General features: G+C 64.1%; 13 protein-coding genes. 5 read left to right on the forward strand and 8 right to left on the reverse strand.

Annotation, left to right across the window (positions count from 1 at the left end; all coding sequences use genetic code 11):
* Positions 1-122: 122 nt before the first annotated feature.
* Entirely contained in the window at positions 123-908 is a 786-nt protein-coding gene (locus M2432_RS04430; RefSeq protein ID WP_280825540.1) for an SDR family NAD(P)-dependent oxidoreductase, read from the forward strand.
* Positions 896-1,876 carry a phosphotransferase family protein gene (locus M2432_RS04435; protein WP_280825541.1) on the forward strand — a complete coding sequence of 327 codons (981 nt, stop codon included), beginning with the start codon at positions 896-898 and terminating at the stop codon, positions 1,874-1,876. The genes M2432_RS04430 and M2432_RS04435 overlap by 13 nt, the downstream gene beginning before the upstream one ends.
* 118 nt (positions 1,877-1,994) lie before the next feature.
* On the opposite strand, the gene M2432_RS04440 is transcribed toward M2432_RS04435, so the two are convergent.
* The 8 genes from M2432_RS04440 to M2432_RS04475 all read right to left on the reverse strand — a co-directional run bounded on the left by M2432_RS04440 (position 1,995) and on the right by M2432_RS04475 (position 8,199).
* Complete coding sequence (locus tag M2432_RS04440; protein ID WP_280825542.1) at positions 1,995-2,621, reverse strand: TetR/AcrR family transcriptional regulator; 627 nt, start codon at positions 2,619-2,621, stop codon at positions 1,995-1,997.
* Between the two features lie 162 nt (positions 2,622-2,783).
* Complete coding sequence (locus tag M2432_RS04445) at positions 2,784-4,079, reverse strand: acyl-CoA dehydrogenase family protein (RefSeq protein ID WP_280825745.1); 1,296 nt, start codon at positions 4,077-4,079, stop codon at positions 2,784-2,786.
* Between the two features lie 86 nt (positions 4,080-4,165).
* On the reverse strand, positions 4,166-4,942 hold the full coding sequence (locus tag M2432_RS04450; protein WP_280825543.1) for an enoyl-CoA hydratase/isomerase family protein: 777 nt from the start codon (positions 4,940-4,942) through the stop codon (positions 4,166-4,168).
* Between the two features lies 1 nt (position 4,943).
* Positions 4,944-6,197, reverse strand: coding sequence for an acetyl-CoA C-acetyltransferase (locus M2432_RS04455; RefSeq protein ID WP_280825544.1), 1,254 nt, complete (start codon positions 6,195-6,197; stop codon positions 4,944-4,946).
* Positions 6,194-6,454 (reverse strand): hypothetical protein, encoded by a 261-nt coding sequence (locus tag M2432_RS04460; protein ID WP_280825545.1) that lies wholly within the window; start codon positions 6,452-6,454, stop codon positions 6,194-6,196. Before M2432_RS04460 ends, M2432_RS04455 begins: the two co-directional genes overlap by 4 nt.
* A 404-nt stretch (positions 6,455-6,858) precedes the next feature.
* On the reverse strand, positions 6,859-7,422 hold the full coding sequence (locus M2432_RS04465; protein WP_280825546.1) for a TetR/AcrR family transcriptional regulator: 564 nt from the start codon (positions 7,420-7,422) through the stop codon (positions 6,859-6,861).
* Between the two features lie 10 nt (positions 7,423-7,432).
* A complete protein-coding gene (locus M2432_RS04470; protein ID WP_280825547.1) occupies positions 7,433-7,828 on the reverse strand; it encodes a DUF962 domain-containing protein in 396 nt (131 codons plus the stop codon).
* 122 nt (positions 7,829-7,950) lie between these two features.
* On the reverse strand, positions 7,951-8,199 hold the full coding sequence (locus tag M2432_RS04475) for a hypothetical protein (RefSeq protein WP_280825548.1): 249 nt from the start codon (positions 8,197-8,199) through the stop codon (positions 7,951-7,953).
* A 223-nt stretch (positions 8,200-8,422) separates the two neighbouring features.
* On the opposite strand from M2432_RS04475, the gene M2432_RS04480 reads away from it, so the two are divergent.
* The 3 genes from M2432_RS04480 (at position 8,423) to M2432_RS04490 (ending at position 13,547) form a co-directional block, all read left to right on the forward strand.
* Complete coding sequence (locus M2432_RS04480) at positions 8,423-9,553, forward strand: TIGR03857 family LLM class F420-dependent oxidoreductase (RefSeq protein WP_280825549.1); 1,131 nt, start codon at positions 8,423-8,425, stop codon at positions 9,551-9,553.
* 23 nt (positions 9,554-9,576) lie between these two features.
* Positions 9,577-10,278 carry a TetR/AcrR family transcriptional regulator gene (locus M2432_RS04485; RefSeq protein ID WP_280825550.1) on the forward strand — a complete coding sequence of 234 codons (702 nt, stop codon included), beginning with the start codon at positions 9,577-9,579 and terminating at the stop codon, positions 10,276-10,278.
* 170 nt (positions 10,279-10,448) lie between these two features.
* Complete coding sequence (locus M2432_RS04490) at positions 10,449-13,547, forward strand: adenylate/guanylate cyclase domain-containing protein (RefSeq protein ID WP_280825551.1); 3,099 nt, start codon at positions 10,449-10,451, stop codon at positions 13,545-13,547.
* The last annotated feature ends 28 nt before the right edge of the window (positions 13,548-13,575 follow it).

Genomic DNA, 13,575 nt, shown 5'->3' on the forward strand with positions numbered 1-13,575 from the left:
GCCCCCTTTCCGAATGCCTTGATACGCTGATCCCTAATATACGTAACCGGCGAATAGGACTGCGACCAGGTCTGGACACGACGGTGGCCGAACGGCGACTCAGGACCAAGGAGGCAAAGCCGTTGACAACAAGCTGCGAGGGAAAGGTGGCGCTGGTTACCGGCACAAGCCGGGGCCTAGGCAAGGCGATCGCCCAGCGTTTGGCGGCGTCCGGCGCCACCGTGGCGCTCACGGCGCGCACGATGGAACCTGACGCGAAGTACGAAGGCTCGTTACGGCAGACACTGACCGAGATCACCGATCAGGGCGGTTCAGCCATCGCGGTGCAGGCCGACTTGTCACGGCCCGAGGACCGCGAAACCCTCTTCGCCGAGGTCGTCGAACGTGTCGGGGCGCCAGACATCCTCGTCAACAACGCTGCGGTGACGTTCCTGCGACCGCTGGACAACTTCCCTGACAAACGGGTGCGCCTGATGTTCGAGATGCACGTGATGGCGCCACTGCACCTGGCCCAGTTGGCGATCCCCGGAATGCGAGAACGCGGACAGGGCTGGATCCTGAACGTCACCTCTGTTGGAGGCGATCTACCCGACGGTCCCCCGTTCTCCGAGTTCGACACCACCGCCGGCTTCGGCATCTACGGCACCGTCAAGGCCGCGTTGAACCGGCTCACGAAAAGCCTTGCCGCTGAGCTATACAACGATCGGATCGCAGTCAACGCGGCGGCCCCGTCCAACCCAGTGGCCACGCCCGGCGCGGGCACGCTGGACCTGGCCAAAACCGACACCGAGGACATCGAACTGATCACCCAAACGGCACTGACCCTGTGCACCGGTGATCCCCAGACGCTGACCGGTCGCATCGCGCACACCCAACCGTTCTTGCGGGAGATCGGTTGGCTGAGCTGACCGACTCGGACCTGACCCGGCGGCTGGCACCGGTCGGCATATCCGCCCTGCAACCACTGCCGGGTGGTGCATCGAGCCTGACATATATCGGCCGTCGCGACGGACAACGCGTCGTCGTGAAAGTCGCCCCAGCGGGTGTGGAACCCATCGCGCACCGCGACGTCCTCCGACAGGCGAGGGTGATTCGGGCGCTGGCTGCCACAGATGTCCCGGTACCGCGGGTGCTGCACGAGGACGCTGGCGCCCCTCCAGCGGTTCCGCCCCTATTCGTGATGTCATTTCTCGAGGGGAGTTCTATTGAGCCATTGTTCGATGCGCCCGGAGACAAGCTGACCGACGCAACAGTCAGCGGTCGGTTTCGTAGCGCAGCAGTAACACTTGCCCGGCTGCACCGTCTACATCCCGCTTCGGTCGGACTCGGTGACCAACCTGTGCTCGGCCCCATCGCTGAAATCGACCGCTGGTCAAGCACTTTGCGGACTGTCGACCAGACCCTGGTGCCCGGTTGGCTCGAGGTGGGTGCGTCGCTGAAGGCCGCGCTACCAGCACCCGTGCGCCCGACGATCGTGCACGGCGACTTCCGACTGGGCAATCTACTGGCGGAAGGCGAACACATCATCGCGGTGATCGACTGGGAGATCTGGTCGATCAGCGATCCACGCATCGACCTTGGCTGGTTCCTCATCAATAGTGATCCCGAGACGTACCGCCGTGACACGGATTATCGCGACGCGGTTCCGTCTGCGGAGCAACTGTGCGCTGCCTACAGCGAAGCATTGGGCGCCGACGTCACAGACGTGCAGTGGTTTCAGGCGCTTGCATGCTTCAAGTCCGCGGCTACGTGGTCGCTGATCGTAAAACATAACCGTCGTCGGCAGGATCCAGACCCGGAGCTGGAAGCAATGGCGCCGAAGCTCGTCGGATTGCTGCAGCGTGCACGACATCTGCTGGAAGAATTGCACGGCTAGAGCATCGGTACGTGTGACTCCCACGCTGCGACGCTATTAAACGCAAACGTCTAATAGCGTCAGGTCCGCATGCGGCCGCAGCGGCGGGTCGGCCAGTCGTGTGGCGACGACGACGGCATCAGCGCCGCGACACACCGTGCAGGAAGAGATCGACCGCCTCAGTGATGCGGCGAAGCTGGGTGTTTCGGCTGCGGTAGATCCCGAACTCGGCGAGCCGAGCCGGGAACGCCTCGACCATTGCCAGGAAATGCTCCGCGGCGATTTCGATGTTGCCGATCTCGATCGAGCCGGCCTCGACATGAGCTTCAAGCAGTTCCATCACTTGGCGCTGTCGAGGTGCCCAGCTCAAAGATTCTGCACTGAGCGAGAATTCGGGGAATCGGTGTGCCTCGCTGCGCGCAATCCTATGCAGCTGCACGACATCTGGGTCCAGCGCACGTTTGAGCGCACCGCGTCCTATAGCGATCAACGCGCCACGCAAATCGTCGCTGTTGACCCGCCGAATGGTGTCGTTTTCGACCGCGCGCGTGAACGCCCATGGGATCACATCGAGGAAGACCGCCCGCTTATCCGGATAACGGGCATACAACGAGCGCTTGGTGGTTCCCGCCGCTTGCGCGATCGCCTCCATTGTCGTTCCGTCGTAGCCCTTTTCGAGAAACGTGGCCACCGCTGCCTCGCGCAATCGTTGCCGAAGCGCGGCTGTCTGGGCCTGTGTCGGGTGGCCTGGTCGCGCCTTCACCATCCGCGCAAGCCTACGTGGCTCGATTGCGGCCGCCACCCGCGACTCTGCGGATGGCACAACAGGCCAGCAATGACGCCGATGTCGACATATGAAAACGATTTGCCTGACGACTCATTGAGCACGTTGGCGAACGCGAGCTTCATGATCGCTCCGTGGCATCCTCTAACCGCGGGGAATGCCGGCCAGCTTGTCAGCGAACTTGGCTTCCGCGGCCTCGCGGAGCCGAAGCAGGTGCTCCGACGGAAACATGTCTGGTGCCGCCTGGCAGTCCTTGAGTAGCAGGCGAGCCAGGGTGACCTTGTGGACTTCGGTGGGTCCGTCGGCCAGGCCGAGCACGAACGATTCGGTCAGGTACTGCACGAAGGGCATTTCGTGTGTGGTTCCCAGCGAGCCGTGAATTTGCAGCGCGCGTGCGGACACGTCGTGCAGAACCTTCTGCATCATCGCCTTGACCGCGGAAATATCTGCGCGCACGGCCTTGTAGTCGTTATGCTGGTCGATCTTCCACGCGGTCTGCAGGGTGAGCAGGCGGAAAGCCTCGATCTCCATCCACGAATCGGCGACCATCTCCTGGACCAGCTGCTTGTCAGACAGCATGCCGCCCTGGGTGTATCGCGACACCGCCCGTTCGCAGATCATGTCGTAAATGCGCCGGACCAGACCGACCGTCCGCATGGCGTGGTGGATTCGGCCGCCGCCCAACCGCGTCTGCGCGACCACGAATGCTCCACCGCGCGGGCCGAGCATGTGATCAGCGGGAACCCGGACGTTCTCGTAGCGCACATAACCCTCGCGCCCACCGCCCCGCGGTTGATAGCCCAGCCCGACGTCACGCAGCACGTTGATTCCTGGAGTCTCGGCCGGCACGACGAACATCGAATGTCGTTCATACGGCGCGGCGTCCGGGTCGGTAACCGCCATGACGATCAAGAACGACGCCATCGACGCGAACGACGAGAACCACTTCTCGCCGTTGATAACCCAGTAATCGCCGTCTTGGGTCGCGGTGGTGGTGAACACCTTGGGGTCCGCGCCGCCCTGTGGCTCGGTCATCGAGAAGCAGGAGATGATGCGGTTGTCCAGCAGTGGCTCCAGGTAGCGCTCTTTCAACTCAGGTGTGCCGTAGTGCGCGAGGATTTCGCTGTTGCCTGAATCGGGGGCGTGTGAGCCGAAGACGATAGGCGCGCATTCCGAGCGACCGAGAATCTCGTTCAGCAGTGCGAGTTTCACCTGGCCATAGCCGGGACCGCCGAGGTGCGGGCCTAGGTGGGTGGCCCACAAACCGCGATCCTTGACGACCTTCTGTAGCGGCGGGATGAGCGCCTGCCGCACCGGATCATTGAGATCGTGGGACTCCTTGACGATCAGATCGATCGGCTCGCACTCCGAGCGCACAAATTCCTCAACCCACTTCAGTTGCTCCGCCCACTCGGGCTCGGTCGAGAAGTCCCACATTATCGGGTCATCCTTTGTCGTCGTGTCTTATGTTTGTGCGGCCGAAGCACTTTGGCGCGCCACGCCGCCAGCGAAGAGTAGCGGTGCGCTCACCGGGACCACTTCTGCCGGCGACCGGCTGCGTCGTCTGTGGCGTGGCTGAGGACCTGGTTGCGGTTCTCCAGCTCCAGTGCGGCCGCGAGGCTGGCGGCGTCGGTGTTGATCTGCAACGTACGTTTGGTCAGCTGAACTCCCAGCGGTGCCAATTGCGCTATTCCACAAGCCAATTCAATGGCCTTGTCGAGTAGCTCCTCGGGAGCCGTCAGCTGGCTGACCAGGCCGCGGCGGTCTGCTTCCTCGGCGGCGACGGTACGTCCGGTGAGCATCCAGTCGGCGGCCACGCTGGTGCCTACGATGCGGGGTAGGTGGTAGCTCATTCCCATCTCTGCCCCTGAGAGGCCGAGCAGGATCGCCGCGTTGCCGAATGACGCTGCCGTCGAGGCTATCCGGATGTCGGCGGCCAGGCACAGCGCCAGCCCGCCGCCTACACAGGGCCCGTTGATCGCGGCGATCACCGGTTGGGGCAGCGCTTCGATGGCTTGCGGCAGCGCAGCCATGGCTTCCTGAAAGCGCATCCGGTCTATGGCGGGGTCGCTGGCATCCAGCATTCCGGGACCGAAGTCGCGCATGTCGATACCGGAGCAGAAGCCCCGTCCGCTGCCGGTCAGCACCACGGCGTTGACCGAGGTGTCGGCGGTCAATGCCGCGCACGTCTGGCGCAGCTCGGCGGCCATGGTCTCGTTGATCGCATTCAGGCGCTGCGGCCGGTTCAGCCGCAGCACGCGGACGCCTGGGTGGGGCGTCTCCAAGGACAGTGTCTCGGTCATGTCAGACCCGCTCGATGATGGTCGCGGTGCCCATGCCACCGCCGGTGCACATACTCACCAGGGCTGTCTCCAGGTCCTGGCGCTCGAGTTCGTCGAGCACGGTGCCGATCAAAATCGCGCCGGTTGCCCCGATCGGATGGCCCAATGCGATCGCACCACCGTTGACGTTGACCCGTGTGGGGTCCAGGTCCAAGTCGCGCATAGCTTTGAGGACGACGGCCGCGAACGCTTCGTTGATCTCCCAGAGATCGATATCTGCGACCGACATACCGGCCTTGGACAGGCAGCGCTGCGCAGCCGGTCCGGGGGCGGTCAACATGATGATCGGTTCGCTGCCGATGGCGGCGGTGGCCCGGATGCGGGCTCGCGGGGTCAGGCCGTGCGCTTTGACGTAGCCCGGCGAGGCGAGAAGCGCCGCCGCTGCTCCGTCGACCACGCCCGACGAGTTGCCCGCATGATGGACGTGCTCGACGCGGTCGATTTGGGGATAGCGCTGCATGCAGATCTCGTCGAAGCTGCGAGGTTCGCCTTCGACCCGCAGCGCACCCATCTCAGCGAACGCCGGCCTTAACTTGGCCAGCGTCGCGGCCGTCGTGCCGGGCCGAGGATGCTCGTCGTTATCCAACACGACCGCGCCGTTGGTGTCGGTGACCGCGATGACCGAGCGCTTGAACCGGCCCATGGAGATCGCGTCGGCGGCACGGCGCTGGCTCTCAGCGGCGAACAGGTCGACGTCTTCTCGAGTGAACCCCTCCAGTGTCGCAATGAGGTCTGCAGAGATCCCCTGCGGCACTGTGGGATAGCGCTGGCGCAGCGTTGGGTTGTGGCCGTCGATAGTCGGTACACCGACCGCGACATCCCAGCGCGACATCGATTCGACCCCGCCGGCAACCACAACATCCTGTGCGCCGCTGCCGATTCCGGCCGCGGCGACGGTGATGGCCTGCTGTCCCGAGCCGCAGAACCGGCTGAGTGTCATACCGGGAACGGTCTCCGGCCACCCGGCAACTAGCACCGACAGTCGGGCGATATCGTCGCCGTGATCTCCCGAGAGAATCCCGTTGCCGGCGATAACGTCCTCGACGTCAGCGGGATTGATGCCGCTGCGAGAGACCAGGGCTTGCAGGCATTGAGCCAACAGATCTTGCGGATGACAGTTGTGCAGGCCGCCGTCGGAGCGGCCTTTGCCTCGTGGTGTGCGTACGACATCGACGATGAAGGCGTCGTTGACGGGTGCGGCTGTGTTCATGGTCATAGCGACCCGGGCCGAGTGAACAACATCCGGTCCACGCCGAGAAGATCGATCAAGTCCATCACTCCGTCCTCGCAGAAGGGGCTGATGTGGATGCGGTCCGTCGTCTCCTCCACCGCGTCCCCGCCCAGGCTCTCCGGGGCGTTCTTCGACCAGATTACGTCCGGGTAGCACTTGGGCAGATAGCTGGTCAGGGATTCCACGGTCTCATACATATGGTCGTCCGCATCGACAACCGATAGGACGGGACCCCTCGCCATATGGGTCCTCCTCACCTGGCTGGCGACGTATCTGGCCAATCGCCGGATCGAAGGCAGCCCCACCCCGACACCGGCTGCCGTAGCGTAACCCACGGTATACGGACTCGTATATTTGGATGGCATCCATGCGGATCTGTGGCGCTGGCATACCGCCGCTGCCAATAGTCTGTTCGGGCACCACTGCACGGATTTTCGCTGGGATATCGTCGAGCTGACAACCAATAGCCTGCCAGCTTCTATGCCACGTTTACGTATATTTCGATGTCGATCCCTAGTTCGCTGCATGCCTGCGTGCGGCAAGCATGAGCCTGTCGACGGGACGTCGAATCTTGTTGACTGCGAACGGAATAGGCCCTCGCGGCCCCGGGCCGCAGGAGGACTTAGATGCGCGTATGACGCGTTGGTCAGTTGTGTTCAGCCGATACGTCAACAAACCGCGCCAGGGCCGTACGCAGCCGAGGCAGTTTGCGGCCGGCGTCGAATTCGATCAGAGCCGCCTCGGCGACCATGCCGACCCACAGCTGCGCGCACTGGTGGGAATGTGGCCATCCCATAGCCCGGAAGTCCGGCTCGCACAGGGCCGCGACGGCTGCGTTGCGCTGGCGAACCTCGTCGGCGATCACCGGCTCGGCGCGGGCCTCAAGGAGTAGCGCCCGCACCCCCTTTTCGCGCAGGCAGGCATCAAGGTATGTGCGACTGCCCAGGAGTAATCGCTCCCCACCCGGCGCGCAACCAGCGACGGCGGCGAGCGCTCGGGTCTGAATTCGGTCATGAAAACCGCGGTGGATGGCCAACAGGTAGCTGGCCCGGTCGCCGAAATGATGGAAGAACGTACCCTTCGACACGCCCGCTTCTTCCACCACGCGGTTGACGCTCAGGTCCGACAGGCCCGTGCGCTCGGCCAGGCGTAGTCCGGCATCGACAAGCGACATCCGGGTCCGCTCGGCGGCCTCTTGACGCAGTGTCATCGGCGCGACATTACCGGTTCCGCACACCCGTGGCCGCCAAGTCCCCGACAGCGCTCCGCTGCCGCGCCGCTCGTCGTTGGCTACGTCTGGCCAGCATTTCGCCGTACATCTCAGACACGTGGATCAAGCCGGTCAACTGGTAGGTGAGCCACCCTTTCGGGGTGGACGGCAGATTCTTCTCAAACGCGACATGTCCCACGATGTTGAGCGCCCAGCCGCCGACAAACATCGGTAACCCGACCTTGGGCTTGGCGAACACCAGCGGCATGCCAAACAAGATCACCGGAGCACCGATCAGGTGGGTGGCCCGCACTCCCCTTGAGGTGTGCTGCGTCCGGTAGAACGCGAGCTTTTCGGCGAACGGTGCTTCTGACGGCGGCGCGTACATGGAATCCTCCTCGGTCATTTGGTTCTACCGAGAGAATAACTATGACTGACCGGTCGGTCAATGACCTGTCTCGTAGACGACAACGCACCTGTGGCGGCTAAATGCATTGGAGCCCAAATTATTCCGGCGCACAACCACAACTACGCAACCATCACCTCTACCGAGAGTCGCGCCCCGAGCGCGTAAACAGTCGGCCAGTCCTTGCATTGCACAGCCGATGCCAGCGCGTCGATCAATGGGCTGTCCGCACCCAGTTCCGCCAACCACGACGACACGGTGGCGGCGATCCGTTCGCCGGTCACCGCGACCGCACGTCGGCCATGCAGGCGGTCGACCACGACAAAGGTCGGTGCATCGGGGCGCCTGCGGCGGAACTGCTTGATGCTCATGCCAATAACACGGTGTAGCGGCCAAAAAGGTTGAGCCCGCACTCCCGCAAGTTCAACCCGCGTCTCCCATTCATTGAGAACCCTCATTGACAATTGGCCCGCTGTAGTCGAAAGTGCTAAGCGTCCCGCTCGGAAAAGCTGGCCGTAGCTCGTAAACGTGCCGGCGGCACTGCACGGCTGAACCCCGACAACCACGGCCTCAGGTGGGCCCGGAAGGTACGTAATGAGCACTGCTGTGCAGGTCACAGAGCCGTTGAGCGCGGGCCAGGCCGATGACCAGCTCAACGAGCTCGGCTACTACGCCGTGACCAGGCACCCTGCGGATGTCAGGGTGACCCTGCCGGAAGCCCGCGCGGCGGAGGCGCTCGGTTTGGGCTCTTGCCACATCGGTGAACGCTCCACGGTGAAGGATGCAGCGGTTCTCTCGGGCGCGCTGGCGGGCAGCAGCTCAAGTCTCGGCATCGCCCCGTCCACCAACCACCACACCCGCCATCCCACCATCACCGCCACCGTCGGATCGACGATGCACGCGCTCACCGAAGGCCGCTTCGCCATGGCGTTCGGACGCGGCATGGCCGCGTACTGGAACGCGATTGGTCTTCCGGTGGTGACCGAGGCCCGGCTACGCGACTTCTTCAGCATCCTGCGCCGACTCTGGGCCGGCGATCTGATCCTCGACCACGACGGCCCCGCCGGGAAGTGGCCGATGCTGCGCCACGCGAACGGCCTAGACGACGCGCCACCCATCGGTTTGGTTGCCGTCGGGCCCAAGACCATGGAACTCGCCGGCGAGATCTCCGATTTTGTGGTGCTGCATACGTTTTTCTCCGACGAGGCGACAGAGAAGTCGGTCGCGGCTGTGCGTCGGGGCGCTGAACACGCGGGCCGCGATCCCGACAGTGTCCGGATTTGGGCCTGCTTGGCGACGGTCCCCGACGCGTTGTCACCGGAGGATCAGTTGCGCCGCGGAGTCGGGCGGCTGGCCACCTACTTGCAGGCGTACGCGGACGTGCTGGTCTCGGCCAACGGCTGGGATCCGGTCGTGTGGGAGCGAATCAAGCAGAGCGAACTGTTCACCACCGCAGCCGCCGCCGGACCAATCGACGCCAGTGCGTCGTACGAGACGTTGCAGCGGATCGCCGAGTTGATTCCCGCCGACTGGTTGAACTCGGTGGCATCGGGGTCGCCGCAGAACTGCGCGAGGACCATCACCCGGCAGTACGACCTCGGCACACACTCGGTGATCATGCATGGCGCAAGTCCGCAGGAACTCGAACCCATCGTGCGGGCATACCGGGCCGAGCGGCCAACGCTGCGCAGAGCCGTTGCGGCCAATCCTGGCCTATTCGCCTGACCAGATCCGGCACACTGGAGGCCATGTCTCCCGAGCACGTCGCCCGCGAGTTCCCGCAGGCCGCACGCGCTCGGGCACACTGGCGCGCCGCCGTCACCTCTGCCGCAGTCACAGAATCGGCCGCGGGTACCCGGCTGAACAAGAAGGGCCTTGAGACCCGGGCGCGTCTGCTCGACGTCGCCATCCGATGTCTGGCCGACAGCGGCGGCGAGCCGGTGTCGGCCAATCACATCGCCAAAGACGCAGGCGTAACCTGGGGCACACTGCAGCACCAGTTCGGCGACCTGGACGGCCTCTGGGTGGCGGTGATCACCGAAATTCATTCTCGCAGTTGGCTATCCGATCCAGACACCTGGCCGGTTCGCAGCGGCACTCTGCGGGAGCAGGTGGCCACGGCCATCGACGCCATCTGGAATTACCTGGCCACCACCGAGGGCCGGGCGCTCACCGCACTACGTATCTCGCTGCCGCCGCGCCGGTCCGACGTCATCGACGAGTATCCGCTGACCGCAGCCGCTCTCGCCGCTCGCGAGCTCGACTGGGTTCAAGGCTTCGACTACCTGATGGACGGGCTCGACCTGGACCCGGACAAGCTGCACCGGGTGCAGTGCCTGCTTCCCGCCGCCATCCGGGGCCTCAGTAACGAACGGGACATCGGCTTCACCTCGGATCTCGAGGTCGCCCGGGCAGCCTTGACCGACGCAGTGGTTGCTTTGTTGACCTAGCCGCGGCCCATAGAACCGCTGCCGTGCAGGGTCCCGCGCCCTATGCTGCTGAACTGGGACCTCAGGGGCCAGAACCCACGGAGGGTCGGATGACTGCAAGGGCCACGTGCCCGATGTGTACCACGGAATTGCGCGAAGGTGCGCGATTTTGTGACGGCTGCGGGGCGCCCGTGGCGGGACGCGATGCCCATGCGGAGTACAAGCAAGTCACCGTCCTGTTCGCCGATGTGGTCCAGTCGATGGACATCGCCTCGGCAGTCGGCGCAGAGCGGTTGCGCGAGATCATCACCAACCTTGCCAACCGATGCGCCGTAGTGATCACGCGCTACAACGGCACGCTGGACAAGTTCACCGGTAACGGGATCATGGCGACCTTCGGCGCCCCGGTGGCGCAGGAGGATCACGCTTTGCGCGCTTGTCTGGCCGCTCTGGCAATTCAGGATGCGAGCTTGCCACTGGCTGCCGAGGTGCGCCGCCGTGACGGCGTCGAGTTGAGATTGAGGATCGGCCTGAATTCAGGACGGGTTGTCGCCGGCGAAATCGGCTCACTCGCGGGCGTTTACACTCCGGTCGGCCACGCGGTTGGCATGGCCCAGCGGATGGAGTCGGTCGCACCTCCGGGCGGGGTGATGGTCAGTGAATCCACCGCTCACCTGGTACAGGGTCGCGCGGCGTTGAGCGACCCACAATTGGTGCACATCAAGGGTTTCGAAGATCCGGTGACTGCGCAACTACTGCTGGATGTACGTCGCGAGGCGCCCGACATGCCCCTGGAGCAATCGACATTGGTCGGTCGCAGCCGCGAATTGGCTGCCCTGACCGGTGAACTCGAGCGGGCGATCGGCGGCCGTGGCCGGGTTGTAGACATTGTCGGGTCGCCAGGCATCGGTAAGAGCAGGCTCGTCGCGGAGATGGCCAGGATCGCCAATGAGCGCGGGGTGGAAGTGATCTCCGCAGCCTGCGAATCGCACGACACCGATGTCCCACTGGGCGTGGCAGTGCGCCTGTTGCGGGAGACGTTCGGGGTAGCCGGCACCGAACCCGGCGTCGCTCGGACGAAGCTTCGGGCACTGTTCGCAGACAGTGACGCTGACGACGTACTGTTGCTGGACGACCTGCTCGGCATCAGAGACATTGCTGAGCCGATGCCCGACATCGCACCTCAGGCAGGCAAGCGGCGAGTGGACCGGTTGATCAATACCGTTCTGCTGGAACGAAAGTCACCTGCGCTCTACATCATCGAAGACGTGCACTGGATCGACGCGGCTAGCGATGCCGTGCTCGCCGAGTTGATCTGCGTGCTATCGCAGACCCCTTCACTGGTGCTGATCACCCATCGGCCACAACTGCCCGGCGCACTCCTACGGACGGCGAAGTCAACAACGATAGTGCCTGCGCCACTTACCGATATCGACACCGCTGCTCTGGTCGGCGAACTGCTCGGCCCAGACGCAACGACCGCGGGACTGGTTAGCCAGATCTGCGAGCACGCGGACGGCAATCCGTTCTTCGCGGAGGAGATCGTCCGTGACCTCGCCGCACGCGGTGTCCTGACCGGCAGCCGGGGCTCCTTTGCGTGTCCCGCTCATCCGGCCCAGGTGACGGTACCGGCGACCCTCGAAGCCGCTATCACAGCGCGCATCGATCGTCTTGATTCCACCGTCAAACGGGCACTCAACACTGCCGCCGTCGCCGGTACATCGTTTGATGCCGCTCTGATCGCTCATGCGATTGGGTGCGACGCCGACGCCTCGTTGGCAGCCTTGGTCGAGGCCGAGCTGATCGGCCACACCGGGCATGCTCCGCACGTTCAGTACGCTTTCCGGCATCCGCTGATTCGAACCGTTGCCTATCAATCGCAACTCAAATCTGTTCGAACCGAACAACATCGGCGGCTTGCTGTGGCGATCCAACAGCGCGAGGCTCAGGCCCTTGACCAGAGCGCTGCGGTGATCGCGGGTCATCTGGAGGTCGCTGGGGATCTTCGTGAGGCGTACCTGTGGCACATGCGAGCCGCAACGTGGTTGTCCCAACGCAATATTCGCGCCGCCCGCACCAGTTGGCAACACGCCCGCGATATCGCTGACAGCCTGCCGACCACCGACGGCGACCGGGCCGCGATGCAGACGACGACTCGAATAATGCTGTGCGCGACGGCATGGCGAGTGGGCATCGCGACTGCAGACACGGGTTTCGATGAGCTTCAACAGCTGTGCGGCGCATCTGGTGACGCGCTGTCACAGACGATCACCACGGCATTGCTGGTGTCGGCCCGCCACCGCGACGGCGACGTCGCGGGGGCCTTCCTCCTTGCCAAGGAGGTTGTCGCGTGGGCTGATTCGTTCGGTGACGACGACACGGCGATTCGCCTCATGGCTAATGTGACCGTGGTCATCCTCAGTGTTGGAGAGACGAACGAGGTGCTGCGGATCGCGCAGCGAATCATCGACCTGGCCGATGGCGACCCCGCCAAAGGGCATCTCCCACACAGCAGTATCGGTTCGCCGCTGGCGTTGGCCACAATGACCAGGGGCGCTGCGCGCGCCGCGTTCGGCACCGACGGATGGAAGGACGACTTGCAACGCGCCGTGACCATGGCACGTGGGTTCGATCTGACGTCTAGGGCCATGGTCACGTCGTTCGTGCACCTGGTCACCACATTGCAGGGCTGGCTGACACCGGATGCCTCAGCTGCCGACGAATCCGAGGAGATTCTCCGGTTGGCCGAGCAGCGCGGCGACGACTTGACACTTGCAGCGGCCTGCATGCTCCGCGGAGCAGTGCTGCGGCACCGCACCGATTCCGACGCAACGGCGGGACTGCAAATGTTGGCGCGGGCGCGAGAACTCGCCGCGAATGTCGGTGTGCGGGCGTGGAATCCACCCATCGACATCGAAACCGCGAAGGCCAAGGTCGATGCCGGCGAGCTCGACGAAGCCATTGCCATGTTGCGCGGCCTTGTCGATGACCTCAAAAACGGCGAGCTGGGTTGGTACGGCGTCGCAACCACCGCGTTGGTGCAGGCGCTGCTCGCTCGTGGCCGTGACAACGACGCACAAGCCGCCGAGACTGCCATCGATCGACTCGACCAGGTACCGATCGATGCCGGTGTCGTAGCGCACGAACTGATCGGCCTGAGGCTCCGTGCCCTTCTGGCGCAGGCTCGCGGCAATGATGTCCGTTACGTCCAGTATCGGGACCGTTACCGCGACGAGGCGAGAACACTTGGCTTCGAAGGGCATATCGCCTGGGCTGAAGCGATGCCATGACGAGGCGCCGTCCGCCGGATACAGAAGG

Source organism: Mycobacterium sp. OTB74 (genome assembly GCF_029892685.1).
Classification (GTDB): domain Bacteria; phylum Actinomycetota; class Actinomycetes; order Mycobacteriales; family Mycobacteriaceae; genus Mycobacterium.

Excerpts from the sequence above, each read along its gene's own strand:
- M2432_RS04480 (WP_280825549.1), top strand. The coding sequence starts at position 8,423 with ATGAGCACTGCTGTGCAGGTCACAGAGCCGTTGAGCGCGGGCCAGGCC.
- M2432_RS04450 (WP_280825543.1), bottom strand. The coding sequence starts at position 4,942 with ATGACCGAGACACTGTCCTTGGAGACGCCCCACCCAGGCGTCCGCGTG.
- M2432_RS04465 (WP_280825546.1), bottom strand. The coding sequence starts at position 7,422 with ATGACACTGCGTCAAGAGGCCGCCGAGCGGACCCGGATGTCGCTTGTC.
- M2432_RS04440 (WP_280825542.1), bottom strand. The coding sequence starts at position 2,621 with ATGGTGAAGGCGCGACCAGGCCACCCGACACAGGCCCAGACAGCCGCG.
- M2432_RS04475 (WP_280825548.1), bottom strand. The coding sequence starts at position 8,199 with ATGAGCATCAAGCAGTTCCGCCGCAGGCGCCCCGATGCACCGACCTTT.
- M2432_RS04460 (WP_280825545.1), bottom strand. The coding sequence starts at position 6,454 with ATGGCGAGGGGTCCCGTCCTATCGGTTGTCGATGCGGACGACCATATG.
- M2432_RS04455 (WP_280825544.1), bottom strand. The coding sequence starts at position 6,197 with ATGACCATGAACACAGCCGCACCCGTCAACGACGCCTTCATCGTCGAT.
- M2432_RS04485 (WP_280825550.1), top strand. The coding sequence starts at position 9,577 with ATGTCTCCCGAGCACGTCGCCCGCGAGTTCCCGCAGGCCGCACGCGCT.
- M2432_RS04470 (WP_280825547.1), bottom strand. The coding sequence starts at position 7,828 with ATGACCGAGGAGGATTCCATGTACGCGCCGCCGTCAGAAGCACCGTTC.